The organism is Amycolatopsis panacis (assembly GCF_003600245.1).
Taxonomy (GTDB): domain Bacteria; phylum Actinomycetota; class Actinomycetes; order Mycobacteriales; family Pseudonocardiaceae; genus Amycolatopsis; species Amycolatopsis sulphurea.
Window position 1 is genome coordinate 38781 of sequence record NZ_QZFV01000120.1, and the last position, 25371, is coordinate 64151.

At 70.8% G+C, this 25371-nt stretch carries 22 protein-coding genes and 1 other RNA gene; 6 read left to right on the top strand and 17 right to left on the bottom strand.

Going from position 1 to position 25371, the window contains the following annotated elements:
• Positions 1-2 precede the first annotated feature (2 nt).
• The 6 genes from D5S19_RS25710 to rnpB all read right to left on the bottom strand — a co-directional run bounded on the left by D5S19_RS25710 (position 3) and on the right by rnpB (position 7572).
• Entirely contained in the window at positions 3-2066 is a 2064-nt protein-coding gene (locus tag D5S19_RS25710; RefSeq protein ID WP_120025962.1) for a magnesium transporter, read from the bottom strand.
• The gene (locus D5S19_RS25715) at positions 2063-5047 is read right to left on the bottom strand and encodes an ATP-binding protein (protein WP_120025963.1); all 2985 of its coding nucleotides are present in this window, start codon (positions 5045-5047) and stop codon (positions 2063-2065) included. The genes D5S19_RS25710 and D5S19_RS25715 overlap by 4 nt, the downstream gene beginning before the upstream one ends.
• A 3-nt stretch (positions 5048-5050) precedes the next feature.
• The gene (locus D5S19_RS25720; protein WP_120025964.1) at positions 5051-5536 is read right to left on the bottom strand and encodes a hypothetical protein; all 486 of its coding nucleotides are present in this window, start codon (positions 5534-5536) and stop codon (positions 5051-5053) included.
• 12 nt (positions 5537-5548) lie between these two features.
• A complete protein-coding gene (locus tag D5S19_RS25725) occupies positions 5549-5818 on the bottom strand; it encodes a hypothetical protein (protein WP_098511177.1) in 270 nt (89 codons plus the stop codon).
• Between the two features lie 456 nt (positions 5819-6274).
• Positions 6275-7132, bottom strand: coding sequence for an SCO6745 family protein (locus D5S19_RS25730; protein WP_120026065.1), 858 nt, complete (start codon positions 7130-7132; stop codon positions 6275-6277).
• Between the two features lie 36 nt (positions 7133-7168).
• An RNA gene (rnpB, locus tag D5S19_RS25735) (RNase P RNA component class A) lies at positions 7169-7572 on the bottom strand.
• 174 nt (positions 7573-7746) lie between these two features.
• Between rnpB and D5S19_RS25740 the strand changes: the two genes are divergently transcribed.
• Positions 7747-8949, top strand: coding sequence for an SLC13 family permease (locus D5S19_RS25740; RefSeq protein ID WP_120025965.1), 1203 nt, complete (start codon positions 7747-7749; stop codon positions 8947-8949).
• Here D5S19_RS25740 and D5S19_RS25745 read toward each other — a convergent pair.
• The 4 genes from D5S19_RS25745 to D5S19_RS25760 all read right to left on the bottom strand — a co-directional run bounded on the left by D5S19_RS25745 (position 8946) and on the right by D5S19_RS25760 (position 13553).
• A complete protein-coding gene (locus D5S19_RS25745) occupies positions 8946-10685 on the bottom strand; it encodes a glycosyltransferase family protein (RefSeq protein ID WP_120025966.1) in 1740 nt (579 codons plus the stop codon). The two genes, D5S19_RS25740 and D5S19_RS25745, sit on opposite strands and share 4 nt — an antisense overlap.
• Before the next feature lie 173 nt (positions 10686-10858).
• Positions 10859-11980, bottom strand: a complete 1122-nt coding sequence (locus D5S19_RS25750) for a bifunctional RNase H/acid phosphatase (RefSeq protein ID WP_233574163.1) — start codon at positions 11978-11980, stop codon at positions 10859-10861.
• Positions 11977-12714 (bottom strand): zinc ribbon domain-containing protein, encoded by a 738-nt coding sequence (locus D5S19_RS25755; protein ID WP_120025967.1) that lies wholly within the window; start codon positions 12712-12714, stop codon positions 11977-11979. The genes D5S19_RS25750 and D5S19_RS25755 overlap by 4 nt, the downstream gene beginning before the upstream one ends.
• Positions 12711-13553, bottom strand: a complete 843-nt coding sequence (locus D5S19_RS25760) for a Nif3-like dinuclear metal center hexameric protein (RefSeq protein WP_120025968.1) — start codon at positions 13551-13553, stop codon at positions 12711-12713. Before D5S19_RS25760 ends, D5S19_RS25755 begins: the two co-directional genes overlap by 4 nt.
• Positions 13554-13592: 39 nt before the next feature.
• Between D5S19_RS25760 and D5S19_RS25765 the strand changes: the two genes are divergently transcribed.
• On the top strand, positions 13593-14054 hold the full coding sequence (locus tag D5S19_RS25765; RefSeq protein ID WP_120025969.1) for a low molecular weight protein-tyrosine-phosphatase: 462 nt from the start codon (positions 13593-13595) through the stop codon (positions 14052-14054).
• A 94-nt stretch (positions 14055-14148) separates the two neighbouring features.
• Complete coding sequence (locus D5S19_RS25770; RefSeq protein ID WP_120025970.1) at positions 14149-14982, top strand: SURF1 family cytochrome oxidase biogenesis protein; 834 nt, start codon at positions 14149-14151, stop codon at positions 14980-14982.
• Between the two features lie 651 nt (positions 14983-15633).
• Here the strand turns inward: D5S19_RS25770 and D5S19_RS25775 are convergent.
• Positions 15634-16512, bottom strand: a complete 879-nt coding sequence (locus D5S19_RS25775) for a cobalamin biosynthesis protein CobD/CbiB (RefSeq protein ID WP_120025971.1) — start codon at positions 16510-16512, stop codon at positions 15634-15636.
• Between the two features lie 30 nt (positions 16513-16542).
• On the bottom strand, positions 16543-17226 hold the full coding sequence (locus D5S19_RS25780) for a FadR/GntR family transcriptional regulator (protein ID WP_120026067.1): 684 nt from the start codon (positions 17224-17226) through the stop codon (positions 16543-16545).
• A 125-nt stretch (positions 17227-17351) separates the two neighbouring features.
• On the opposite strand from D5S19_RS25780, the gene D5S19_RS25785 reads away from it, so the two are divergent.
• The 3 genes from D5S19_RS25785 (at position 17352) to D5S19_RS25795 (ending at position 18824) form a co-directional block, all read left to right on the top strand.
• Positions 17352-17834, top strand: coding sequence for a gluconokinase (locus D5S19_RS25785; RefSeq protein ID WP_120025972.1), 483 nt, complete (start codon positions 17352-17354; stop codon positions 17832-17834).
• Between the two features lie 154 nt (positions 17835-17988).
• The gene (locus D5S19_RS25790) at positions 17989-18318 is read left to right on the top strand and encodes an ArsR/SmtB family transcription factor (protein WP_120025973.1); all 330 of its coding nucleotides are present in this window, start codon (positions 17989-17991) and stop codon (positions 18316-18318) included.
• A complete protein-coding gene (locus tag D5S19_RS25795; protein WP_098511184.1) occupies positions 18315-18824 on the top strand; it encodes an SRPBCC domain-containing protein in 510 nt (169 codons plus the stop codon). Before D5S19_RS25790 ends, D5S19_RS25795 begins: the two co-directional genes overlap by 4 nt.
• Before the next feature lie 51 nt (positions 18825-18875).
• Here the strand turns inward: D5S19_RS25795 and nudC are convergent, their stop codons facing one another.
• The 5 genes from nudC to D5S19_RS25820 are packed head-to-tail and all read right to left on the bottom strand — an operon-like array spanning position 18876 to position 25371.
• A complete protein-coding gene (gene nudC / locus D5S19_RS25800) occupies positions 18876-19895 on the bottom strand; it encodes an NAD(+) diphosphatase (protein WP_120025974.1) in 1020 nt (339 codons plus the stop codon).
• Entirely contained in the window at positions 19895-21274 is a 1380-nt protein-coding gene (locus D5S19_RS25805; RefSeq protein ID WP_120025975.1) for a M16 family metallopeptidase, read from the bottom strand. Before D5S19_RS25805 ends, nudC begins: the two co-directional genes overlap by 1 nt.
• Positions 21271-22566, bottom strand: coding sequence for a M16 family metallopeptidase (locus D5S19_RS25810; RefSeq protein WP_120025976.1), 1296 nt, complete (start codon positions 22564-22566; stop codon positions 21271-21273). The genes D5S19_RS25805 and D5S19_RS25810 overlap by 4 nt, the downstream gene beginning before the upstream one ends.
• Before the next feature lie 10 nt (positions 22567-22576).
• Positions 22577-24154, bottom strand: a complete 1578-nt coding sequence (locus D5S19_RS25815) for a DUF2207 family protein (protein WP_120025977.1) — start codon at positions 24152-24154, stop codon at positions 22577-22579.
• Entirely contained in the window at positions 24151-25371 is a 1221-nt protein-coding gene (locus tag D5S19_RS25820) for a DUF2207 domain-containing protein (RefSeq protein ID WP_233574164.1), read from the bottom strand. Before D5S19_RS25820 ends, D5S19_RS25815 begins: the two co-directional genes overlap by 4 nt.

Consider the following 25371-nt stretch of genomic DNA (forward strand, 5'->3'; position numbering starts at 1 on the left):
GATCACCGCCCCACGGCTTGGTCGGTGTCCCGTACCTCGATACCGCGCGAGGGCCGGTACAGCACGAAGACCGGCTTGCCCGCGACCACCTCGGGATCCACCCGGCGAGGCCGGGCCCGTGCCCCGGGCGGGGTGAACCCGGCCTGGTCCGGCGCCGGGGTCGAGTAACCGCGGTCGGGCGAGCTCATCTGCGAAGGCACCACGACCGGTTCGGGTTCCTCGCCCCACCGCCGGTCGGCCACCGGCGAGGTGTCCACCCGGCGGCTCTCCTGCATCGGCACCCGGGCCCCGGTCGTCACGTAATCGACCGGCTCACCGGTCACCGGGTGGTACTGGCTGAACATCGCCGGCCCGCCACCGCCGGCGGGCAGCGCGCCGGCCGCGGACGCGGCCGTGCCGATCGCCCCGGGCCACGGCGCACCGGACCAGGCCGCGGCGGGCCGCGCTGCCCGCGACCCGTTGTCAAGCCGCTGCGCACTGGCGAACACCGCCGCCTCGGGCCGGAACCGGCCGCCGCCGACGGTCGCGCCGATCGGCCCGCGCAGGTCGCCGTCCACCACGTCGTCGGTGTCGCGGACGTTCTGCCAGAACTCGTCCTGCGGGCTCGGCCCGGACTTCTTGCGGAACCGGGAGAACAGCCCGCCGGGCGAGGGCACCCCGGCACCGACCATGCCGACCGACATCTCCACCATCTGCCACAGCCTCCGCACCGGGCGGCCGACCAGGAACAGCAGCACCGTGATGAGCCCGGCCAAGACCATCTGGGTGAGCAGGTTGAGCGAGTTGCCCGCACCGAAGATCGCCTGCAGCAGCAGCGCGTGCACCCCGGCCAGCACGGACAGCACGACCAGGTTGAACGCGATCCCTCCGGCCACCTTGAGCACCCGCCGCAGGATGTCCGGGTGCAGCAGCGCGACCAGCCCGATCAGCGGCGCGGTCAGCGCGAACAGCCGGATCAGCACCTGCGCGAGCAGCACCGAGGCCTTCGCGAGCAGCTGGAACAGCGAGTAGACCAGGCTCTGCCCGAGCGAGAGGAACCCGGCCCCGGTACGGCCGCCGGACTCCCCGGTGAAGTACCCGGTGGCCGGGCCGAGCTTGGTGGAGATGTCCTTGAACGCGGCCTTCTTCGCGTCCACCACGTTCTGCTTGCCGTCGTCCCCGCTGCGCAGCTGGTCCCAGGTGAAGGCCTGCGCGTCCAGCAGCGGGCGGCCGAACTGCCCGGCCTGTGGCGCATCCGGCGAACCGAACTCGCCGCGGAGCCAGTTCTTGTAGACGATCTCGTTGTGCAGCTCGGTCGGCAGGATGTGGCGGACGACCCGGTTCGTCGATTCGTCGACGAACCCGGCCTGGATGTTCGTCGTCGTCTGCACGATCGCTTTGTCGATCGGATCGAAGTACCGCAACATCGCCAAAGAGGAGGCTGCCAGCCAGACCCCGGCCAGCGCGTAGAGCGAGCGCTTGCTGACCCCGGCCAGATCGCCCCGCCAGATGTTGCGGAACATGATGATCGACAGCACCAGCGCGACCAGCCCGAACAATTGCGCGTAGATGTTGCCGTAGACCTTTTCCGCGCCGGACTTCACCGCGTTGTAGATCGGGTTCAGCAGCCCTCCCTCGAGCACCGTGTAGTGCAGCGAGTTGGTCGCCCCGACGATGTTCTTACCGAGGTTGAACAGCTGGTTGCCCGCCCAGGTGTCGATGGTCGAGCTGGGCGAGGCGATGGCGGAAAGCGGTGAGCAGTTGGTCTGGTAGGTGCTCCACACGAACCCGGCGTAGCTGTAATCGATGTAGGGACTGCCCGCTTCCCCGTGCCCTTCGGCCGGGTCGAGCGCGCCGACCATGCCGGCCCCCGGCCGTTCCGGGTTCGGGGATTCACCGCAGGCGGCGGCGTTCGCGGACGGGGCGAACAGCACCGTCTGCATGCCGATGATCGCCACCACCGCGAGCAGTGCCGCGCGGCGGCTCGGCGGGCGGCCGGGTTTGCCGCCCTCCTTGAGCCGTCTGCGCAGCTTGTGCCAGCCGGCGGCGAACGCGAGGACGAACGCCAGCGTGCCCAGCGTGTTCACGCGGCATCCCTGCCGGTACCGCCCTTGCCGCCGGCCCGGGCATGCCGGTCCTGCGGGGTCCCGTTACCGGTGGCACTGCCGCTGCCGTTGTGCACTGCACCCTCCACCTCGCCGGTTTCCGACGCGAGCGGGTCCGGCGAACCGAGCAGCTGCTCGTCCGCGAGCCCGACCTCGAGTTCCGCCTGGAGCTCGAAATCCTGCTGGAGCTCGTCGTCTTCCGGTGGGGTGGGGACGTACTGGGGTTCCGCGCGCGGGGCGGCGAGTTCGGTGCCCGGCCGGTGCGGTGCGTCCGGCGAGCCCGGAGTGGTGTCCATGGCCGAGCGCAGGTGGTTCAGGTGCGGGCCGGAGAAGTCGACACGGATGCGCTCCACGCCGCCCGCGCCGTCGCCGAAGATGAACTGGCGGGGCTCCATGTCGCGTTCCAGGCCGCGCTGCGCCGTGCCGGGGCGCCGGCCCAGCGCCGCGACGACCTGCTCGTACCCGACGCCGACCGGTACCTTCAGCAGCCGCAGCGCGTCGGCTTGGGCGTCGTCGTCGTCCAGCCGGCCGACGAACACCGAGTCCAGCAGTGCCACGAAGCCCTGGATCTTCAGGAAGTCCGCCGGGATCTGCGAGGACAGCAGCACCCGGACGTTCCACTTGCGCGAGTCCCGGGCGAACCGGTTCATCAGCACCCGCCCGGTCGGCACCTCGGACAGGAAGAACGCCTCGTCGATCCAGACGCCCTTGCGCAGTTCCTTCGGCTTCTCATACACCGAGCGCTGCGTCAGCCAGGCGGCCAGGTTCAGCATCTCGACGCCGAGCGACTCCGCGTCGGTCCAGTACTCGCGCGGGACGCCGTCCTTGGGCAGGGTCAGCCCGGCCATGGTCAGCACGGTCATCCGGTCGTCGCGGGTCTCGGCGTAGGGGTCCGCGTCGTTCTCCGGGATCAGCAGCGCCATCCGCTCGCGCATCTCGTCCAGGAAGTCGGCGACCACGACCGCGTGCTCGTGGTGCTCGCTGGAATCCCGCCGCAGCGCGTCGATCACCTGGCCCGGGTCGGCGTCGAACCGGCCGCCGACCGCGCGTACCGCACGCAGCAGCACGATCCGGGTCTGCGCCATCCTCGACACCTCGTACGGCAGCACGCCGGTGAGCACGTCTAGCACCAGCCGCCGCCGGGTCGCCCCGGCCAGCGCCTTCTCCCGGCGCCAGGCCCTCTCGGGGTCGTCCTCGTCCAGGAAGTGCTCCAGCTGCGGGTCGGCGACCACGCGGTACGGGTTGAGGATGCCCGGCTGCGCGTTGAGCAGGTTGATCGGCCGGGCGTACGGGCGGATCTCGGGCAGCTCGCACAGCCGCGACAGCGGGCCGGACGGGTCGAGCAGCGTCCAATGCGCCCCGGCCCGCAACGTCTTGTAGACGATGCCACCGCCGAGGAACGATTTGCCACCCCCCAAGCCGGCCACCATGGCGGTCAGGCCGGAACCGTCCCGGATCTCCTGCGCCATCCACGGGTCCCAGGCCACCGGGCGCCGGGTCGCGGTGACCGTCTCGCCGAGCAGGATGCCGCGCCGGTCGCCGACCTCGGCGGTCGCGGTGGGCACCGCGGAGGCGGTCCACACCACCGAACCGCGGCGCATGTAGGCGGCGGACGCCAGCGGCTCCCCGGGGATGAACTCGCGCGCCATCGCGTACTGCGCCTCGGGATGCTCGATGGCGATCTTCGGCTTGTACAGGTCGAGCAGCTGCTGGGCCAGCCGCAGCGCGTCCCGCTCGGTCGGGCCGGACACCGCCAGCCGCCACCACGAGCGCACCCGGGTGGCCAGCGCGGTGAAACCGGAGGTCATCTCGTCGTCGATCTCCAGCACCCGCCCGGCCTGGCGGGCCAGCGACTGCGGCGGTTCCAGATCGTGCTCGTCGGTGTAGTGCTTGACCTGCGAGCGGACCTTGTTCATCTGCCGCTGCAGCTCCCCGGACACCTCCTCCGGGCGGCGCACGTAGATCCGCGCGGACACCTCGACCGCCGCGGGCAGCCGGTCCGCGTGCTGCACCCACGGGTCGTCGACCTCGGGGATCTGCAGCCCGTGCATCTGGCCGACGGTGAGCACCGCGAGGTGCCGGGACACGCCGGCGTTGGACCCGGTGCGGCCACGGACGGTGACCGTCGGCGCGTACGGGTCGGCGTGGAAGTCCGCCGCATCGGTGAAGCTGGCCAGGTCTTCCGGTTCCCAGGCCGCGCCGGGCACCGCGGGCATGTTGCGCGGGGCGGGCAGCCCGAGCGAGCACGAGCGGTGCATCAGCCAGGACATCTCCTCGGCGTGCACCGGGCGGCCTTCCAGCCCGGCACTGCCGATCACCTGGTCCAGATGCTCGACCTCGGAGTCCAGCGCGCTCAGCTCGGCGTCCACCGCCTCCGGGAGGATCTTGCGCAGCACCGGCGCGGCACGCTCAACGGCGCGGTCCACCATCCGCCGGGTCTGCACCTGGACGCCGAGATAGACCTCCTTCTCCGCCATCGACCGGCCCATCAGCTGCTGCTGCTCGCCGATCAGGTAGTCGTCGAAGGACAGCGCGCCGGGCACGTCGCCCGGACGGCCGACCGCGTTGTGCACGTGCGCCTCGGCCCACATCCGGATCGGGTACGGCCGGTTGGTCACCCGCAGATGCAGCCAGCGGCCCTGCAGTTCGGCATACTGCCCGGCGATCGCCGCGATCAGGTCGCGGCGCTGCGAATCGGAGCGAAACGACCAGCGCTGCGGCGCGAGCCGGTACCAGGCGTAGACCTCGTATCCGGTGCGCAGCAGGTGCCCGTCGATGCTGCGCGCGGCGATCGACGGCGTGTACGCCGGTATCGCCTGCTCACCGGGCAGCCGGCGGCCTTTGCCGCCCGCGGCACCGTTCTTGCCACTGGCCGACGGGGGCCGGACCTGGTCGGGTGTCTGCCAAGCACCCACCGGTACGTCCCGCTCCCGCTTTCCCCGGCTTCCGCCGCGACCGAACAACGACTACCTCCCGGCCCGAGCCGCGGGGCGGCTCCGGCGCGCTCGTGATGCTCCCTGTGAACCGGTCCTGGTCCCGGCGCTGCCGCGACCACGCTGATACTGCCGCCTTCTTCTTTTGTGCTTCGGCAACGGCCGCTGGGTGCGGACCCGGATCCGGCTGGCGCTCACCGCGCCGCCCGTGCCCGAGGTCCGTTCCCGGGGCGTGCGCAGCTCCTGCCCGGCCATCCCGAGCACCGTGCCGAGCGGGCGCTCGTGGCTGATCTTGGCGGTGATCAGCCGGGTGATCACGATGGTGAGCACGAATGCCCAGGCCGTGGAGAAGAATCCGAAGCTCCACCCGGCCCAGCGCTCGATCGCGAGCACGACCAGGAAGACCGGGATACCGACCAGCCACGCCACGTAGCGGGCCCGCCAGGGGAAAGTCGCCTTCGGCGGGCCGAGCCAGACGGCATCGACCCGGTAGACCTCGTCATCGGTTCTGATCCGCACGCCGGGCCCGCCTCAGCCGGTGAACAAGCCGGCGATCCACTGACCCACGTTCACGCCGGCGCCGCTGACCGCGAGCCCGATGATCGCGAGGGCGATGACCACGCCGGCGAGCCTGCGCATCACGCCGGCGTTGTCGCCCTTGCCGCCGCCCAGCCAGAGCAGCAGCAGCGCCACGGCGAGCAACACCAGGGGAATGATGTTGTCGAGCAGCCAGTTGCGGACGTTGCCGGTGCCGAGGCTGCCGCCGGCCGCCAGCGTCTCGAGGGTGGTCATGCTCGTCATCGCGATACTCCTGGTGCGTGGCGGGGGCCGCGCGGTTCCGGCTTCGGCGAAGCTTCGAACAACATCATGGCGTCACAAGGGGTAATGGTCAAAGCGCGCTGGGTAGATGTCGACTTGTGGACGGGGTTGCGGTGGCTCCGGCTTGTCTGGAGAGAATTCCTCACCCTCCATCATCGTGGCAAGGGTGCTTCGGATTAACCCCGGCCACCCGGATTTCGCAGTGCTCCGACGAAGTCACCCTGCGGAGAACTCATCGTTCACTCTGGGTGCGCCGCCTGCCGACCTGTCGGGCCGCGACAAGTGTGGCATGCCCCGTTCGGCCGTCCCGCGCGAGTCCGGTGAGTGACGAAGGTGCTCCGCGGACCGCGCGAAAACGATCACACAGCGGTGCGACACCGATCACGATTCCGCCCGATGTGTCCTTTTTTGTTCACCACAAAGGGTGAATCAGAGGGTTCAGTCGGGAATTCGCCGGCCCGGAATCGCGCCGGCTTCGACCACCCGGTTGGCGAGCGGACGGCACAGCTCCCACAGCCGTGCCGTCTTCTCGTCGCCGAGGTGCTGCCACGGTCCCAGCGACGCCGCGTTGGTCGCGGCCTCGACGCGCTCGCGGAGATCCCGCCCACGGTCGGTGAGGGCGCCGTCCGCGTCGAGAATCCCCTTGACAGTCAGCTCGGCCACGACGGCGTCCCACTCCGCATCGCTCCACCCGCGAGTCCGTTTCGCCGCGGAGGGAGTGAATCCGGCGCCGGTCGCGACGTGCGTGACCAAGGCGGTAAGGCCGGACAGACCGTTCACCAGCAAGGCTGCGATGTGGGCGTCGCCGCGGTGCTCGCGAAGGAGGGTAATCGCGTGCCACAGCGCGAGATGCGGCTGTTCGGGCCACGGCAGGCTCGCGTGGGCGGCATAGAGCGGGCGTCCATCCGGACGACAGCCCTCGGTCGCTTCGCGGGCGAGCGCGGCGGCTTCGGCGACCTCGGCGGAGGCGAGCAGCTCTTCGCCGAACAGACGGCGGTAGATGTCGTCGACAGCGGCGAAACGGGCTTCGAGCACGGCTTCGGGAGTGGCGATGCTCCAGGCGTGCGGGAGGGATCGGGCGACCTTCCCAGGGTGGAAATTGAAGAACGAAGCGGTGACCACACCTGCGCCGACCGGCCCCATCGCCGCGGAACGACTCGCGAAATAGGCGGTCGAACCGTCCTCGAGACCGGCGGCAGCGAACCGCTGCCGAGCTTCGGGCGCGAAGTACACGACTGCGTGGAGGAAATCGAAGGTGGTCCCGAATGCGACTGCGACAGCGGCGGCTTCACCCATATCGGCGATCATAGCGGGGATCCGAGGGAAAAATGGCGGACGAGCTGGCATGTAAGCCGGATCCTGTTCCCGGCCGGCCTCGCGGCCGTCCGGGCGACGGTCATCCATCTCGGCCTGCCGTCGCCGGCAGGCTCCAGCGGCCTACCCGCAGGCTCGGGCGGGCCGCCCTCGATCGCCTGCGCAGGAGCGCCGGGCGCTCCCTCTTGGCCTTGCTCCGGGTGGGGTTTACCGAGCCATCCCGGTCACCCGGGATGCTGGTGGTCTCTTACACCGCCGTTTCACCCTTACCTCCACCGGATCGAGATCCGGCGAAGGCGGTCTGTTCTCTGTGGCACTGTCCCGCGGGTCACCCCGGGTTGCCGTTAGCAACCACCCTGCCCTGCGGAGTCCGGACTTTCCTCGGACCGGGAAACCCGGGCCGCGACCGTCCTGCCAGCTCGTCCGCCGGACCATCTTACCGGCCTGCCCGCTCCGCCCCGCACGCCCTCGCATGAAGGCTGTGAAGGGACCCTTCACAGCCTCTGCGTCCGTGAAGGGACCCTTCACAGCCCTTGCCCCTCGGCTAGCGTTCGGGCGTGAACGGTCCTTTGGCGGCGGCGTGCAGTCTGGTTCTGATGGGCGGCACGCTGTGGTTCGCCATGGTGCGGCCGCGGGGCCTGCCGGAGGCCGTGGTCGCCGTGCCGGCCGCCGGGCTGGTGCTGGCGCTCGGGCTGACCTCACCCGCCGAGGCGGGCCGCCGGGTGACCGAGATCCTGCCGACGATGGGATTCCTCGCCGCGATCCTGCTGGTCGGCCATCTCGCCGCGGCGGAGGGCGTGTTCAGCTGGCTGGGTGGTGAACTGGCCGAGATCTGCCACGGACGGCCCCGCCGCCTCCTGGTGCTCACCTTCGCGGCCGCGGCGGGAGTCACCGCCGTGCTCAGCCTCGACGCCACGGTGGTGCTGCTGACCCCGGTCGTGCTCGCCACGTCGGAACGGCTGCGGCTCGCCGCCCGTCCGCACGTCTACGCCTGCGCGCATCTGGCGAACTCGGCGTCGACCCTGTTCCCGGTCTCCAACCTGACGAACCTGCTGGCTTTCGCCGCGTCCGGGCTCAGCTTCGCCGGTTTCACGGCGCTGATGGCGTTGCCGTGGCTGGTCACGATCGCGATCGAGTTCGGCGCGTTCGCCTGGTTCTTCCGCACGGAGCTACGGCAGCCCGCCACCCGGCCGACGACCGAACATCGGCAGGCGCCGCGGTTCCCGTTGATCGTGCTCACGGTGATGCTGGCCGGTTTCGTCACCGGGCAGCTGGTGCACGTGGAGCCGGTGTGGGTGGCTGCCCTGGCCGCGCTTGTGCTGGCCGCCCGGGCGCTCGCCCGGCGCGAGATCCGGCCGTGGCAGGTGGTCACCGAGGCTTCGCCGCTGCTGATCCTGTTCGTGCTGGCTCTCGCGGTGGTCGTCGAGGCCGTCGACGAGCACGTGCTGGGCAGCCTGTTGCGCACGATCCTTCCCGCCACCGCAGGACTGCCACAGCTGCTGCTCGCCGCAGGGGTCGCGGCATTGCTGGCCAACCTGGTGAACAACCTGCCCGCGACGTTGATCCTGCTCTCCGCGCTGGGTCCGCACCCCGCGCCAGGCGTACTGCTGGCCGTCCTGCTCGGCGTGAACATCGGCCCGAACGCGACCTACCTCGGCTCGCTGGCCACGCTGCTGTGGCGACGGGTGCTGTCCCGCCACGACGAGCGGCCCGACGCAGCCGAGTTCCTCCGGCTCGGTGCCCTGACCACGCCTCTTTCGCTGGTGGCCGCGACCTGCACCCTGTGGCTGGTGCTCTAGCCGCGCGGCAGGACGGTGCCGCCCCGCGCCAGCGTCGGACCGCAATCGGCCAGTCCGTCGCCGAAACGCTGCGCCTCGACGCTCATCATGGTGGTCTCCGCGTAGCGCTGGACCGCCTTGAGCTTCGCCGGGTCGTGCACCGCGTCCTTGCGTACGAAGTCGCCCTGCCGCGGGCCTTCCGGGTAGACCAGGATCGGGTAGTAGTCGCGGTCGAGACGCGGGTCGAGCGAGATCCCGTTGCCGGCCGCCCACGGACCCCAGGAGTGGATGAAGGTCGGCTTCACCTGGTCGAACACGTAGTCGCGCAGGCCGGGCATGTTGTCGTCGTCGTGGATCAGGTCCGCGATCGGGGCGTTCACGAGGCCGGCCATGTCCACCAGGTCCAGCCTGCTGGTCATCGAGGACCCGCCGAGGTCGGGCAGCAGCAACGAGGCCTGCTGGAGGCCCAGCATGTCCGCGTAGGTGTTGAACCCGCGGCCGAACCGCTCGCCGACCAGGCAGGCCGGGATGGTCGGGTGCTTGACGAACTCCTCGTCGTGCTGGGTGAAACCGACCAGCGACGGGATCGCCGCGGCCACCACCACGACGGTCGCCACCGCGCGCCAGCGGATCCGCACCGTACGCAGCAGCTCGGCGAAGGCCAGCGTGCCGGCCAGGGCGCCGAGCACCCAGATCGGCGTGGCGAAGCGGAACTGGGCCATCCAGTCCGGCACGAGCACGCCGTAGGCGATCACGCCGAGCGCGAACGGCACCACCAGCGTGACCAGCGACTGCCGCCACGGCGCCTTCACCAGCGCCCAGATCACCACTGCCGCGAGTACCACGACGGCCGCGACCCCGGCGTACTCCACGAGTTCCCTGGGCCGGAGGACCGACTCCAGATCCGGCAGCCCTTGCTTCTTCGCCACCGACGGGTTGGCCAGCAGCCGGTGGAACTCGCTGTAACGCCAGAGCACGTAGCCGCCGAACAGCACGCCGAAGGACACGACGGACAGCAGCGCGAACCGGAAGCTGCGCCAGAAGCCCTCCCGCCGCACGAACAGCAGCACGATCGGATAAGCACCGGCATAGATCAGGCCCTCCGGCCTGGTCAGCGCGATCAGCGCGACCAGTACGCCCGCGCTGATGGCCACCTTGGGCGTGAGCGCCCGTTCCCGGTGCACCGAGATGAACAGCAGTGCCGCGAGCCCCATCACGAGCAGCGCCAGCAGCGAGTTCTCCAGGCCGGAGACGACCCAGATCACGTACGACGGAATCGCCGCCAGGGTGAGGCCGGTGGCCAGGGTGATCGCCCAGGCGTGCCGGTGGAACACCTGGCGCGCCACGAAATGCACCAGCACCAGGACACCCGCGGTGCACGCCAGGCCGAGCAGCTTCGGGAACAGCACATAATCCGGGAGGCCGAAGAGCGTGCCGTGGTCGAACAGCCCGGTCAGCTTGCCGACCACGAGCAGGATCATCCAGGTCGGGTTGGAGAAACCTTCGACCGGCGGCGCACCGGGCTGCAGCACCGGGCCCAGCCCGTCGGCGACGCTGCGCGCGTAGGAGAAGGTGATGGCCGCGTCGTCCACGATCCAGTGCCCGTAGCGGGTCGCGTGCCAGGCGACGGCGGCGACTCCGGCCAGCACCGCCAGCGCCGCGGCCAGCCAGCCGTACCGCAGGCGGCGGGGCGCCTCCGGGGCGGCCTCGCCGGGCAGGTCCGGTTCGGTTACTGCGGTCGGTGCGCTAGCCGTCATGTCCTCGTCACTGTATTTCGCTCGCGGTACTTGCCGAGAAACGCACGGGCCTGCGCCCCTCTGATATCGGTCCCGCCGGGACCCGCGCCGCGGCGCCGCGGTCGACATCGCACTCTAGCCAATACCGCGCCGGGCCCCGTACCCGAGCGTGATCCGCCGCACATCCAGGCTGGTCAGGACAGGTGCGAGAGATCGTTCACCAGCCGGACCGAGGCGTTGCCGTCCGGGTAGAACTCGGCGATCGAGAGCGAGGCGAGATCAAGGTGCAGCCGGAACAGCAGCGACGGCCCGGCGTCGAGGCCGATCCGCAGCAGCGTCTTGATCGGCGTCACGTGGCTGACCAGCACCAAGGTGCGTCCGGCGTACTGTTCGAGCAGCTCGTGCAGGGCCGCTTCGACGCGCCGGTAGACCACGTCGAAACTCTCCCCGCCGGGCGGTGCGGACGACGGATCGCCCAGCCAGCGGCGGTGCAGGTCCGGATCGCGCTGCGCGGCCTCGGCGAAGGTCATTCCCTCCCACTCGCCGAAGTCGGTCTCGATCAGGCCGGGGTGGGTCTCCACCCGGCCGCCGGTCGCGTCCGCGACCGCTTGCGCGGTCTGCATGGCGCGGGTCAGCGGCGAGGAGACGATCGGTGGCGGTGTGCCGTCCTCGCCGATCAGGCCGGGCATCCCGGCCAGCCGCTTCGCCGCCGCGGCGGCCTGGCCCCGGCCGTGCTCGGTGAGCGGGACGTCGCCGCGGCCGGAGTAGCGGCGGTCCACCGACATCCCGGTCTGGCCGTGCCGCAGCAGGAACAGCTTGGTGGGCGTGCCGCGGGCGCCGGTCCAGCGGGCCGGGGAACTGCGATCGACGGCGATCGTCTCCGGGGCGGGTGCGGGCCCGACCTTGCCGGTGCCCTCGTCCATGGCCAGGTTGGCCAGCCGGTCGGCGTGCGAGTTCTGTGCCCGCGGAATCCAGCCGTAGCCGACGCGGTCGAACCGCCCGGCCAGGTCGGCGGCCTGCGCGGCGAGCGGTCGCAGCGCCGCGTGCTTGATCTTCCACCGCCCGGACATCTGCTCCACCACGAGCTTCGAGTCCATCCGTACGTCCACAGTGGACGCACCAAGCCCGGCGGCCGCGGTGAGCCCGGCGAGCAGCCCGGAGTACTCGGCGACGTTGTTGGTCGCCACGCCGAGGTACTCGTGCCGTTCGGCGAGCACCGCACCGGTCTCGGCGTCCTTCACCACCGCGCCGTACCCGGCCGGTCCGGGGTTGCCCCGCGAACCGCCGTCGGCCTCCACGACCACCCGGTCGGTCACAGGCCGGACTCCAGCGTGCGGACCAGGATCGCCCCGCAATTCTCGCACTGCACGACCTCGTCCGCGGGCTGGGCCTTGATCTCGGCGATCGTGTTGCGGTCGAGTTCCAGCTGGCAGGCCCCGCAGCGGCGGGCACGCAGCAGCGCGGCGCCGATGCCCTTGTGCTCCAGCGTGCGGGTGTAGAGCTTGAGCAGCGGCTCGGGAAAACGTGGGACCAGCTTCCCGCGGTCCTCGTCACGGCGGGCTTGCGTGGTGTCGAGGTCTTTGACCGCTTCGTCGCGGCGGCCGGTCGCGGCGGCCACCTCGGCGGTGGCCTTGTCCACCTCGGCCCCGGTGCGCTGTGCGTCGAGATCGAGCGCCTCGCGCCGTTCCATCAGTTCGAGCAGATCGTCTTCGAGCGCGGTCCGCCGCCGGGCGAGCGTCTGCAGCTCGTGCTCGATGTCGGTCATCTGCTTGGCGCCCACCGAACCGGACTCCAGCAGCTTGCGGTCGCGGTCCTCACGCGCCCGTACCGACTCGATCTCCTTCTCCTGCCGCGCGATCTCCCGGTCGAGATCGGAGGCGGCAGTCTCCACGGACACGAGCGCGTCACGCTTCTCGCGGACGGTCTTCTCCCCTGCGTCGATCTCGGCGATCTCGGGCAAGGTACGGCGGCGGTGCGCGACGCGCGAAAGCTCGGCGTCCACCTTCGCGAGTTCGAGCAGCTGACGCTGTACGGCGGGGTCGGCCTTCACTGTGCTCCCTGGTTCACTGCTGCGGGACGGGTTGCGCGCACGGTCCACGGGTCGGTACACCGCGTGGAGACGTGGGTGTCGACGGTACCCCCAAAGGCCGCGTCGACAAGGGCCGAGGCCTGCCCGCACCAGGGCCATTCGCTGGCCCAGTGGGTGAGCCCGACCAGTGCGGGGACGGTCCTGGTGTTCGCGAGGTGCTCGCCGGCCGGGTGGTGACGCAGGTCCGCGGTCACGTACGCGTCGACGCCCTCAGCAGCCGCCTTCGCCAGGTAGGAGTCACCGGCCCCGCCAGCGACCGCGACGGTGCGGATCGGCCGCTGTGGATCGCCCGCGCCGAGTACCCCGGGCACAGTGGCCGGCAATGCGGCGGCGACGCGACGTACGAAGGCCTCGAACGGCTCCGCCGCCGACAGGTGCCCGATCCGGCCGATCCCGGTACGCGCGCCAGGTTCGTGCGGGTCGAGCGGACGGTCTACTTCGAGCCCGATGGCCGCCGCGAGCGCGTCGGAGACTCCGGGCAGGGCCGAGTCTGCGTTCGTGTGCGCACAGTAGAGCGCGGTGCCACCACGGATCATGCGGTGTACGAGAGCGCCTTTCGCGGTGTCGGCGGGCACGCCGTGTACGCCGCGGAGCAACAGTGGATGGTGCGCGACGATGAGCTGGGCGCTGATCTCTTCAGCCTCTGCGATCGTCTCTTCGACCGTGTCCACGCAGAACAGCACCCGCCGGACCTCCTCCGCCGGATCCCCGCAGACGAGCCCGACCGCATCCCAGCTCTCCGCGAGCGCGGAGGGGTAGCTGTGTTCGAGTACGGCGAGGATCTCGGCTAAAGCGGGCACCGGACGATCTTCCCACGAGCCTTTGGCAGACTCGATGCAGTGACCTATGTCGTCTTCGTGTGCTCCGGGAACATCTGCCGATCACCGATGGCCGCGCTCGTCTTCCGGGCGAAGCTGGCCGAAGCGGGGCTGGCCGAGACGGTGACCGTCGCCAGTGCCGGGACCGGGCCGTGGCACGTGGGGGAGCCCGCCGACCAGCGAGCGCGCGCCACACTGAAGGCGCACGGCTACCCGACCGACCACGTCGCGGCCGAGGTCGACGGGGAGCATCTGCGGGCCGACCTCTTGCTGGCGGCTTCCGAAGGACACCTGACGTTCCTGCGCTCCCGCGTCGACGATCCGTCCCGCGTACGGCTGCTTCGCGAGTTCGATCCGTCTGCTCCGGAAGGCGCCGAGGTACCGGACCCGTACTACGGCGGCGACGACGGATTCGAGGACGTGCTAGCCATGGTCGAGCGTGCGATGCCGGGCTTGCTGGACTGGGTACGCACGCACGGTTGACGCCGGTATGTGTTGACGCCGGTATGTCCAGACCTGCGTCACTCCTGCTGAGGTCGCCGCGCGGTCTCGGACGGTGACGGCTTACCGTGGAGGCGTGCGCTTGCGGTTTCTGCTCCGGCCCGGGTGGCTGGCGTTGACGGTGGTGGTGTTCACCTTCGCCGTCTGCTGCTACACGCTGCTGTCGCCGTGGCAGTTCCGTCGCGACGGGGAACAGGTCGCGCAGAACAACGCCTTGACCACGTCGTTCACGGCGAAGCCGAAGTCGGCGGCGGAGCTGCTGCCACAGCACGCAGCTCCGGACCAGAACACCGAGTGGCACCTCGTGTCGATCACCGGGACGTACCTGCCTTCGGCAGAGGTTGTCGCACGGTTGCGCACGGTTCAGGGCGAAGGCGCGTACGAGGTCCTCACCCCGCTTCGCGCCACTGACGGCACGGTGTATCTGATCGACCGCGGCTACGTACGCCTCGACGACAAGTCCGGCGTGCTGCCGTACGCAGCGGCGCCTGGCGGACAGGTCTCCCTCGTGGCCCGCGTACGCAGCGACGAGAACGACCCGAAGCACCGTGACGCGTTCTCGGACGCCTCCACGAACGGCAAGCTCCAGAGCTACACCGTCGACTCCCGGGTGGTGGCGAAGTCGTCCGGCCTGACCATCCGTCCGGGCTACTTCCAGCTCGACCAGAAGCAGCCGGGCGTGCTCGGCGCGCTGCCGCTCCCACAGCTGGACTCCGGACCGTACTTCTCGTACGCGCTGCAATGGCTGGCCTTCGGGTCCATGGCGTTGCTGGGCTGGCTGTACTTCACCATCCGCGAGCTGCGCCCGGGCGGCGCACTGACCACCGAGCGCCCGGATCGCACGCGGCGCAAGTCCGTGGCGGAGATGCTCGCCGAAGATGAGGACGAGTACACCCCGACTGCCCCATAGCCGCCGGAGCGCCGCCGGAGCGCCGGCGGATCGCCGCCGGGAAAGTCCGTGAAGGTGCCCTTCACGGCCCCTGAGTCCGTGAAGGGCACCTTCACTACGCGAAGTGCGTGGTGAAGGGGACCTTCATTGCATCCCTCGTCATGAACGGGAACTTCACGCCCGACCCGCTGAGCGAGAGTGACTCTCGCCCCGCCCCGGAGCGAGGGCGACTTTCGCTCCACGCCCGGAGCGAGGGCGACTTTCGCTCCACGCCCGGAGCGAGGGCGACTTTCGCCCCCCACCCGCGGGGCGAGTGCGACTCTCGCGCCAGATTCGCGTAGCGAAAGTCACTTTCGCCCCCGTCGCCGTGGAGCGAGAACGACTCTCGCCCCGCCCCCGCGGAGCGAAAGTCACTTTCGCCCCCGTCTCCGCGGAGCGAGAACGACTTTCGCCCCACCCGCGGGGTGAGAGCGACTTTCGCGTCAGGTTCGCGTAGCGAGAGCGACTTTCGCTCCACCCCACGGAGCGAGAGTGACTTTCGCCTCTGCCCCGCGGAGCGAGAGTGACTTTCGTGCCAGGTTCGCGCAGCGAAAGGACCGCTCATGACGCGAAGTGAAGGGACCCTTCACGGACTCTGAGGCTGTGAAGGGTCCCTTCACAGACATCCGCGCCTCAGCGGCGGCGTAGCCCGGCGGCGAAGGCGAGCACCACCGACGTCCCGGCGGCCAGCCATCCGACGACGCGTGACAGCTCGACCGCCCGCGTCACGTGTCCGGCGTCGGGATTGCGCCCGACGCCCAGGACCGGCAGCTCCACGACGCCCTCCGGGTACTCCGTCCGGCCGCCGACGCGGATCTCCAGTGCGCCGGCGAACGCCGCCTCCACCCGGCCCGCGTTGGGGCTCGGGTGTGCGATCGTGTCCCGCCGCCAGGCCCGCCATGCGCCGCCGGCGGAGCCGCCGACCACCGGGGCCGCCACCACGGTCAACGCGGCGGCGGCGCGCGTGGGGAGCAGGTGGACGAGTTCGTCGAGCCGGGCCACCGCCCAGTTGCCAGGGGCCGCCCGGCGGAGCACGCCGAGCGCGCGTGAAGCGAGCAGCCCGGGTGCGCCGGCGAGCGCGCCCCACAGCAACGGCGCGACGACCACTTCGGACGTGTTCTCCGCCAGAGTTTCCACAGACGCACGGGAAAGCCCGACCATGCCCAGCCCGTCGGACACCCGGGGGTCCAGTTCGGACAGTGTGCCGCGAGCCGGGGCCAGCAGGCCCTCTTCGAGGTCGCGGGCCAGCTCGGTGCCCTGGCCGACCAGCCCGGTCGCGCCGACCACCACCCAGGTGACGGCGGCGGTCGTGGCCGCCTGCAGGACCGGGCGCCCGCGGGCCGCCCGCTCGGTCAGTACGCCGGCGGCGACCGCCGCACCGGCGACGCCGAGCCCCGCCGGACCGGACGCGATCCGCCGGAACGCGGTGACCGGCGACCGGCGCCGCGGGTCACCAAATGCCCCTTCGGCGGCCAAGCCGAGCACCAGGCCGATTGCGCGTGCCGCGCTCACCAGTAAGCCCTCCGGGAACGGGGAAAGATTTCAGCCGCTGAGATTACTCGATACCGCGACGGCGATTTCGTCGCGTGCCTGTTCCACAATGTCCCGCATTGCCCGCTCCGCGCGGTCGGCTTCGCCACCGTCGATCGCCTCGGCCACTTCGAGGTGCCAGCGCACTGCTTCGGGCTGCGGTTCGGCGGGCATCAGACCGTGACCGGTCCGCCCGGCGAGCACCTCCGCGACCACCGAGGACAACTGGGCGAACATCGGATTTCGCGACGCAGACAGCAAAAGGTCGTGGAATGCGACGTCGTGCCCCAGGAATGTTTCCAGATCCCGCGCCCGCGCCGCCGTCTGCAAATGCACGGCCAGCGCGCGGATGCGGCCCCGCTCCTCGGGCGTGGCCCGCACCGCGGCGAACCGGGCGGCACAGGGCTCGACAGCGGAGCGCAGCTCGGTCAGCGTCCGCAGCGCGAACTCCCGGTTCGCCCCGTCGAGCTGCCAGCGAAGCAGCCGCGGGTCGTAGTGGTTCCACTCGTGCGGCTCGCGCACCGTGACGCCGACCCGGCGGCGGCTGCTGGTCAGCCCCATCGTCTCCAGCACCCGGACGACCTCGCGCGCCACCGTGCGCGAGGTGCCGTAGCGCTGCTGCAACTCGTCCGACCGCAGCACCTCGCCCGGCGCCAGCTCGCCGTTCGCGATGGCGGCGCCGAGTTCGCCGAGCATCTGCTCGTGCCGATCACTGCCCACCGGGTCACCCTAGTTCGCTGATTCGATTAAGTACTACTTCTTCTTGATTAAGTAGTACTTTGGGGTGGACTCTCCGGAGCACAAGGACGTGGGAGGTACTGATGACGGTCATCGTGGTGATGGGCGTATCGGGCGCGGGCAAGACGACGATCGGCACCGCGGTCGCCGGGCGGCTCGGGGTCGACTACGCCGAGGCGGACACCTTCCATCCCCCCGCCAACATCGCGAAGATGACCGCCGGACACCCACTGACCGACGCCGATCGCGCACCTTGGCTGGCCGCGATCGCGAAGTGGATCGCCGAGCACGCCGAGACCGGCGGCGTGGTCAGCTCGTCGGCGCTCAAGCGGTCCTATCGCGACGTGCTGCGCAGCGGCGGTCCCGTGTGGTTTCTGCACCTGCACGGCGCCCGCGAACTGCTCGCCGAGCGGATGAAGACGCGCAGCGGGCACTTCATGCCGGTGTCCCTGCTCGACTCGCAGCTCGCCGATCTCGAACCCCTGCAGCCGGACGAACCGGGCCGGGCCTTCGACCTCGCGCGGCGCCCCGCCGACCTGGTGGCCGCCGCGCTGACCGCTCTTTGATGGCCGCGCTGATCGGGTTGCGAGCGCGCCGTGAAGGGCACCTTCACGGACTCAGACGCCGTGAAGGTGCCCTTCACGGCGGAGCGGGAGCCGGCCATAGGCGGAGGACGGCGGCTCATTGACAGGTGACCTTTTGGTCACCTATTCTCGGCGGGTGCCCGACGACGATCCGGTGTTCAAGGCACTGGCGGATCCGACCCGCCGGTTCCTGCTCGATCTGCTCTTCGCCCGCGACGGCCGCACGCTCACCGAGCTGGAGTCCGAAGTGGACATGACGCGGTTCGGCGTGATGAAGCACCTCAAGCTGCTGGAGGCGACCGGGCTCGTCGTGACACGCAAGGAAGGCCGGGAGAAACGGCACTTCCTCAACGCAGTGCCCATCCGGCAGATCCACGACCGGTGGATCGGCAAATACACCGCACACCACGTTGCCACGCTGCTCGACCTCAAGGCCGAGCTCGAAACCGAGGAGCCACCGTCATGACCGAGACCCGGACCGTGCAGGTCAACCGCGTGTACATCAAGGCGTCCGCGCAGCAGGTGTGGGACGCGATCACCCGGCCGGAGTGGACCGCCCGCTACGGCTACGGCGGGTTCGCCGAGTACGACCTGCGCCCCGGTGGCACGCACCGCACCAAGCCGACCCCGGAGTTCGTCGAGGCCGGGTTCACCACCGATCTGATCACCGGCGAGGTGCTGGAGGCGAACCCGCCGCGCAAGCTGGTGATCACCTGGAAGCTGCTGATGGACCCGAGTCTCGAGGCCGAGCCCGCCACCACGCTCACCTTCGACGTCGAGCAGACCCAGGCGGCGGGCGTCCGGCTCACCATCACCCACGATCTGACCGGCGCGCCGAACCACGCCGCGCTGGTGTCCGGCGCGCGCGAGGACATCGACGCCAAGCCCGGCGAGAGCGCAGGCGGCGGCTGGGCCTGGATGCTGTCCGACCTCAAGTCGCTGCTGGAGACCGGGCACGGCATCGCGTCCTGACCGCGGGACGGCCGCGCAGGGGCCGGCACCGGCTCGGCTCCTGCGCGGCGTTCACTCCTCGGCTTCCGCCCACGCCTTCAGCATCACCCGGGCGATCGAGGAATTCCCGGGCAGCAGGAGGCGGGCGGCACCGTCCGCGATCGGGGTCGGGATCGGTTCTCTGGTCGGAGTACCCCGGTTGCGGAAGGCCGCGCGCACGTCGGCGCGCGAGACCCACAGGGCCTCTTCGATCTCGCCCTCGGCCGGGATCAGCGGGGCGGAGCGATCGGCGCGGGCGGTGAAGCCGAGCATGATCGAGCGCGGGAACGGCCACGGCTGGCTGCCCAGGTAACGCACGTCGGACACCTCGACGCCGACCTCCTCGCGGATCTCCCGCGCAACGCAGCCTTCGAGCGACTCCCCCGCCTCGACGAACCCGGCCAGCACCGAGTACCGGTCGGCGGGCCAGATCGACTGACGGGCCAGCAGTACGTGCGAGCCGTTGACCCCGTCGGTGTCGTGCACCAGGCAGATCACCGCGGGGTCGGTGCGCGGGTACTCCTCGTGGCCTTTGGCCGCGCACCTGCTCGCCCAGCCGAACTGGACAAGCTCCGTCGGCGAGCCGTCGCGGGTGCAGAAGCGGGCCCGGCGCCGCCAGTGCCGCAACGCCTGCGCGGTGGTGAACAGCCCGGCCGACGTGTCGTCCAGCTGGTCGCCGTAGCCCCGCAGCTCGACCCAGATCTCACCGTCGACGCGGGGCACCTCTTCCACCACGCCCCAGCTGCCCGCCATCCGCACGGTCTCGGCGTCGCCCTCGATCCGGCCGGGCAGCGACCAGTAGTCGACGTCCTCCCATTCGCCGAGGAACACCGCGTCCGCCGGAGGTTCCCCGCCGAAGTCGACCGCCTTGCGGGTGGCCAGCGCGGAACCGCCCTCGGCGACCGGCGTGCGCCCGTTGTCGTCGAGCAGCACGACCCGCGCCTCGGGCCATTTCCCGATCAGTCGCGCCGGATCGGTGCGCAAGGTCTCCTGGCGGTCCACAGTGGACCGAGACAGGGTGGGCAGCGCGCCGAGGGTGAACCGGCCGGGCATCAGTCCCGCACCGTGACCCCACCGAGCGCGGTCAGCTTGGCTGCCAGCAGGTCCGCGTCGCCGACCACCACGCCGGTGAACCGGCCGGGGGCGAAGAACTCCAGCGCCGCCTGCGCCACCTGTTCGCCGGTGACCGCGGCGAGCCGCGCCGGGTGCTGCTGCAGCCACTCCACGCCGAGCCCGGCGCTGGCCAGCGCGGTCAACTGGGCGGCGAGCCCGGCCTGCGAGGAGCTGGCTGTGACCAGCGAGCCGATAGCGTATTGCCGCACCGATTCGGTCTCTTCGGCGGTCGGCGGCACCAGCCCGAGCCGGGCCAGCTCGTAGCGGGTCTCCAGCAGCGCGGCCGGGGTCACCTCGTTGGCCGTATCCGCCTCGACGTTCAGCACCGCCTGATCGGCGGTGAACTCGAAACCCGAGTGCGCGCTGTAGGTGTAACCCTTGTCCTCACGGATGTTCTCCACCAGCCTCGAGGAGAAATAGCCGCCGTAGGCCAGGTTCGCCAGCTGCGCCGCCGGGTAGCGCGGGTCGGTGCGCGGCACCGCCTGCGTGGACAGCCGGATCTGCGACTGCACCGCACCGGCGCGCGGCACCAGCAGCACGTCGCCACCGGTCAGCTCCGGCAGCACGGGCAGCCGCACGGCGACGCGGTCCGAAGCCCAGCCGCCCAGCGCGCGCTCCACCTCCGCGGGCACCGACTGCGGGTCGATGTCGCCGACCAGCACCAGCACGGATCCGCGCGGCAGAACCGAAGCCGCGTGCAGCGCGCGTACCTGCTCGGGCGTGACCGTGGCGACCTCGTGGGCCTCCGGCGTCTCCCGCGTGACCGGGTGGTCGCCGTAGCGGTGCTTCTGCAGTGCTTCCCGGGCGATCGTGCGCGGCTGCGTGCGGGCGACCGCGATGCGCTCCAGCAGCCGGTCGCGTTCGCGCAGCACCTCGGTGTCGCTGTAGGTGGCGCCGGTCAGCGCGTCACCGAGCACGTCCAGCAGCGTGGGCAGCCCTTCGGCGAGCGCGGAACCGCTGAAGTACAGCCGTTCCGGGTCGACGCCGGAGCCGAGGTCGCCGCCGATCAGCGCCAGCTCCGCGTCGATCTCCACACGGTCGCGGCGCGCGGTGCCGGAGAGCACGGTCTCCGCGAGCACCTCCGCAATGGCCGCGTGCAGCCGGTCCTCGCCGCCGAACGGGACCCACAGCCGCAGCTCGACCAGCGGCACGGTGGCGTTGCGCACGGCCAGCACGCGCAGCCCGTTGCCCAGCGTAGTGTCCACATGCGACAGTTCGGCGGCGGCGCGCTGTGCGCCGAGCGCGGGTAGCGGGCGCGGGCCGGCGGCGGTGCGGCCGATCTCCTCGGCGCTGCGGTGGGCCTGCGTCGGGGAACTCACTGTTCGTCCGTCCCTTCGGTGGTGGCGGGATGCACGACGAGGACCGCGCGCGAGTTCGGGCGCAGTGCCTTCGCCGCGGCCGAAACGGCTTCGCCGGTGATCGCGGACATCCGGTCGGCGAGCCGGTAGACCAGTGCCGCGTCGCCGTAGAGCAGCTCGAACGCGCCAAGCGCGAGCGTGCGCGAGACCAGGCGGTCGTGCTCGGAGTGCAGGCTGGCCGCCCAGCGCGCGGTGACCTTCTTCAGCTCGCGCTCGTCCGGCGGGGTGGAGGCGAGCTTCTCCAGCTCCTCGTCGAGCGTGGCCAGCACGCGTTCGCGCGGCACGTCCGGCGGGTGGATCGCGGTGATGGTGAAGGTGTCCGGGTCGCGGGCCTCGAACGGGCCGAACAGCCCGGCGCCCGCGCCGATCTCGATCACCAGCGGTTCGAGGTGCACCATCCGCTGCTGCAGCCGCGAGCCGTCCCCGTCGGTCAGCACGCCGGCGAGGACCAGGCAGGCGAGGTAGCCGTCGAGATCGTTGACCGGGTCCGGCATCCGGTAGCCCACGGCCAGCGCGGGCAACGGCGCGTGCGCGTCCTCGTGTTCGCCGTGCAGCTCGGTCTCCGGCAGCGGCTCGGCGAAGGACGGGCGGACCGGCGCGGGCCGGTACGGCACGTCGCCGAAGTGCTTCTGGATGAGCGCCTTGGCGTTCTCGACCGCCAGGTCACCGGCGACGGTGAGCACCGCGTTGGCGGGCGAGTAGTAGGTGTCGAAGAAGGCGGCGCAGTCGTCCAGCGTGGCGCCCTCCAGGTCCTCGAACGCGCCGTAGCCGTCGTGCGCGTTGGCGAAGGAGGAGTAGAGCACCGGCGGGAGCAGGATCCAGGGGAACCCACCGTAGGGCCGGTTGCGCACGTTGAGCCGGATCTCCTCCTTGACGACCTCGATCTGGTTCGCCAGGTTCTCCGCGGTCAGCTTCGGCGCGCGCATGCGGTCGGCTTCGAGGAACAGCGCCCGCTCCAGCGCGGCCGAGGGCAGCACCTCGTAGTAGTCGGTGTAGTCCGGGTGGGTGGACCCGTTGAAGGTGCCGCCGCTGGACTGCACATGCCGGAAGTGCGCGAGCTTCTCCAGGCTCTCGCTGCCCTGGAACATCAGGTGCTCGAAGAGGTGCGCGAAGCCGGTCAGCCCCTCCGGCTCGGAGCGGAAGCCGACGTCGTAGTGCACGCTGACGCCGACGACCGGCGCGGTCGGGTCCGGTGCGAGCACCACGCGCAGACCGTTGTCGAGGGTGTAGCGGACGAGCTCGGGATCGGCCATGCCCCCCACCCTACGCAGATGGGACGGTCCCCGGCTCTTCTGGTCGCACCCGAGTCGCCCCGCCGCGGGCACCGGTCAGAGCGGCACCCAGCGCGGCGGCGAATTCGCTGGCCAGAGCCCCTTCGGCGGAGGTTCCATACCAGTACGCCGACAGCGAACGGCTGCCGTTCGCAAACTTCTCGATCCACGCATCCGCGTCGGCCAGGGCGTAGGCGTACGGCAACCCGCGCGAGAAGAGCACTTCGCGCTCCGCCGTCGCTACTTCCGCCGGTTTCGTGGCCAACAGTTCCGAGTGGAGGCCGAGCAGCCGGTCCCGCAATTCGAGTCCGGTCGACGTACGAGCCGGGAGCCACCGTGCACCGATCGCCACCGCGGCACCCGCTCCAGCGAGCACAAGGCCAAGTTGCGCGTAACCGACGGTGAAGGCCAGCAGCACGGTCAAAAGCGCTCCGTACACGCACACTCGGGCACCAATGAGAGACAGCCGCTCTGCGCGCCGTGAGAACCAACGGCGCCGCACAACGTCGGCTGACAGCGCTGAGGGCACCCGTACGCGTGCTTCGCGAAGCGTCGACAACGTCACGGACTCGCCGGGCACGACGGCTTCGTACACCGCGCGTTCGAAGGTACCCAGCTGCGCATCCGGCGGATTGCGCCGCAGCAGTACCCAGTCATCGCTGACCCAGAGGTAGTTGCGTACGCAGAGGTCCAGCACCGTGGCAGTGAGGTCGACGGAGTCGGTACGCCCGGTCAGCAGCATCCCGATGTGGCCGGGAAGCACGCCGTCCGGCGAGGAGAACTGGCCGTCGATCATCAACTGCACGGCGACCGGCCTACCGGCGCGCGCGTCCCGCCGACGCAGCACCAGCACCGTCGCCGCGCCCACGCACAGCAGCACCACGAGCGCGAGCCACGCCCACCAGACCGGTGCTGTCGCAGCGAAGGCGCCCGCAACCGTGTCCGCGGGCACCAATCGTTCCGTCGCGGGCACCGTGCCACCGGGCAGCTCCGCAGTCAGCTGTACGCGCGAGCCCACCGCCAGCTTGGCCACCGAGACCCGGGTCAGACCACTGTGGTCGATCTGCGCCGCGCCACACCGCGTCGTGGAGCCGGGCGGACCGGAAAGGCAGGTGAGTGCATCGGGCACGGCGGGACCGGCGAACGTCGCGCGCACGAGTTCGATCCGGGTGTCCCAGCCGCCCGCGACATCCCAGGTCACGTTCTCCACACCGAGGCTGTGGCCGACGACACCGTCCACCGTGTACCGGACGATCGAGGTGCCGCCGCGGAAATCGAAGCTCACCTGGTCGCTGCCGGTCGCTGCGGTGGCTGCTCCCTCGATCCGCACGTCCCGTACGGAAAGCACGCGGTCGCGGTCGTTCCCGGCCCCCGCGCGCAGCGGGATCGCGCGGGACATGGTGGTGCCGGACGGCACGGAAACCGCCTCGGTGACCGAAAGACTGCCGTCACGCTGGACTTTCAGCGCCACCTCCACGCTCTGCGGCAGCGTGGGCAGGTCCTGCGCGGCGGCGGGCGTCGCCACGCTCCAGAGCAGGACCGGAACCGCCAGCAGGGCCGCGAACTTCACGGGCGGATGCTAGCCGCGTACCGCCGCCTGGACGTGGCAAGCACGCCGTCGAGCGCAGCGGTGAGCGAGGTTTCGGTGGGTTCGTCCGGAGTGCCCAGCGCCCGGCCGCGCGCGGTGCGAGCCGGGACCTTTACCACGGCGACGGCCAGACCGACGACGACCACAGCGAGGCCGACCAGCGCGTCGCCGACCGTGGTCGCGAGTACCACCGTGGTGAGTACGCCGAGCGTCGCGAGCCCGAACCCGGCCCAGCGGAGCCGCTGCGGCAGCCGGGAGAGCCAGCCGCGCCGGTATGCCTCCTCATCGAGAAGTGCGCGCAGCCGTTGCGGATCCGGACTCGCCGCGGCCAGTGGACCAGGCGGGAACGCGGCCTTGACAGCCTCTTCGAACGGCGTCAACGGGTCACCCTCGCCATGGGTGATCTGCCGGTCCTCGGCGAACCGAAGATGACCGCGGGCGACAAGATCCAGCACCGTCCCGGCGACGTCCACCTCGCCCCGCGCGACGTAGGCAACGTACGCGGGAGCCGTGGCGCCCGACGAAGGCCCTTGCCGGTCACGACGGCGAAGCCAGCCGACGACCACAGCGCCGAGAAGCACGAACAGCAGCGCCGCACCGAAAGCTACCGCGGACGCCGGGCCGAAGGCGAAGGCCGCGGCCAGCGGCGAGGAAGCGACAAACCGGGCGTTCGCCGGTAAAGCGCCGGCCGGGAGCTGCACAGCGAGGTCCATGCGTTCGCCCGCGGCGAGCCCATCCTGCTCGGCGTGCACCACGCTGTGGTCGCCGATCTCGGCAAAAGTGCATTGTCGAGCCGAACCGGCAGCACCGGCGAAACAATCCGATGTAGACGCTCCGGGCGCGGCGAAGTTCACCTTGACCTGGGACAGCGCCCGGTCCCAGCCACCAGTGAGTGGCAAGCGCACCTCGCCGGTCGCCGCCACCGCTCCGTCCACTGTGTACGCAATAACCCCAGGCCCGGTGAAGGTCACGAGGTCGCCGTCCACGCCGGCCGCGCCACTGACCCGGACGTCGGCGACGGAGTAAAGCCGGTCCTGGTCATCTGTGACCGGCACCCGCGCCGGAAGCCGGTGCGCCGCACGGGTACCGGTGGAGACGCGCTCGGTGACGGTGAGCCGTCCGTCTTGCGTGGCAGTCACCGTGATGTCGTCGGCGAGGCCTCCGGACAGGGCCGCGGCAACGACCAGTTCAGCGAACAC

Coding starts and splice junctions, on each gene's coding strand:
- nudC (WP_120025974.1), bottom strand. CDS start 19,895: ATGCCCGGCCGGTTCACCCTCGGCGCGCTGCCCACCCTGTCTCGGTCC.
- D5S19_RS25745 (WP_120025966.1), bottom strand. CDS start 10,685: ATGACGGCTAGCGCACCGACCGCAGTAACCGAACCGGACCTGCCCGGC.
- D5S19_RS25725 (WP_098511177.1), bottom strand. CDS start 5,818: ATGACGAGCATGACCACCCTCGAGACGCTGGCGGCCGGCGGCAGCCTC.
- D5S19_RS25780 (WP_120026067.1), bottom strand. CDS start 17,226: ATGCTCGGCGAACTCGGCGCCGCCATCGCGAACGGCGAGCTGGCGCCG.
- D5S19_RS25730 (WP_120026065.1), bottom strand. CDS start 7,132: ATGGGTGAAGCCGCCGCTGTCGCAGTCGCATTCGGGACCACCTTCGAT.
- D5S19_RS25740 (WP_120025965.1), top strand. CDS start 7,747: ATGGGCGGCACGCTGTGGTTCGCCATGGTGCGGCCGCGGGGCCTGCCG.
- D5S19_RS25795 (WP_098511184.1), top strand. CDS start 18,315: ATGACCGAGACCCGGACCGTGCAGGTCAACCGCGTGTACATCAAGGCG.
- D5S19_RS25810 (WP_120025976.1), bottom strand. CDS start 22,566: ATGGCCGATCCCGAGCTCGTCCGCTACACCCTCGACAACGGTCTGCGC.
- D5S19_RS25785 (WP_120025972.1), top strand. CDS start 17,352: ATGACGGTCATCGTGGTGATGGGCGTATCGGGCGCGGGCAAGACGACG.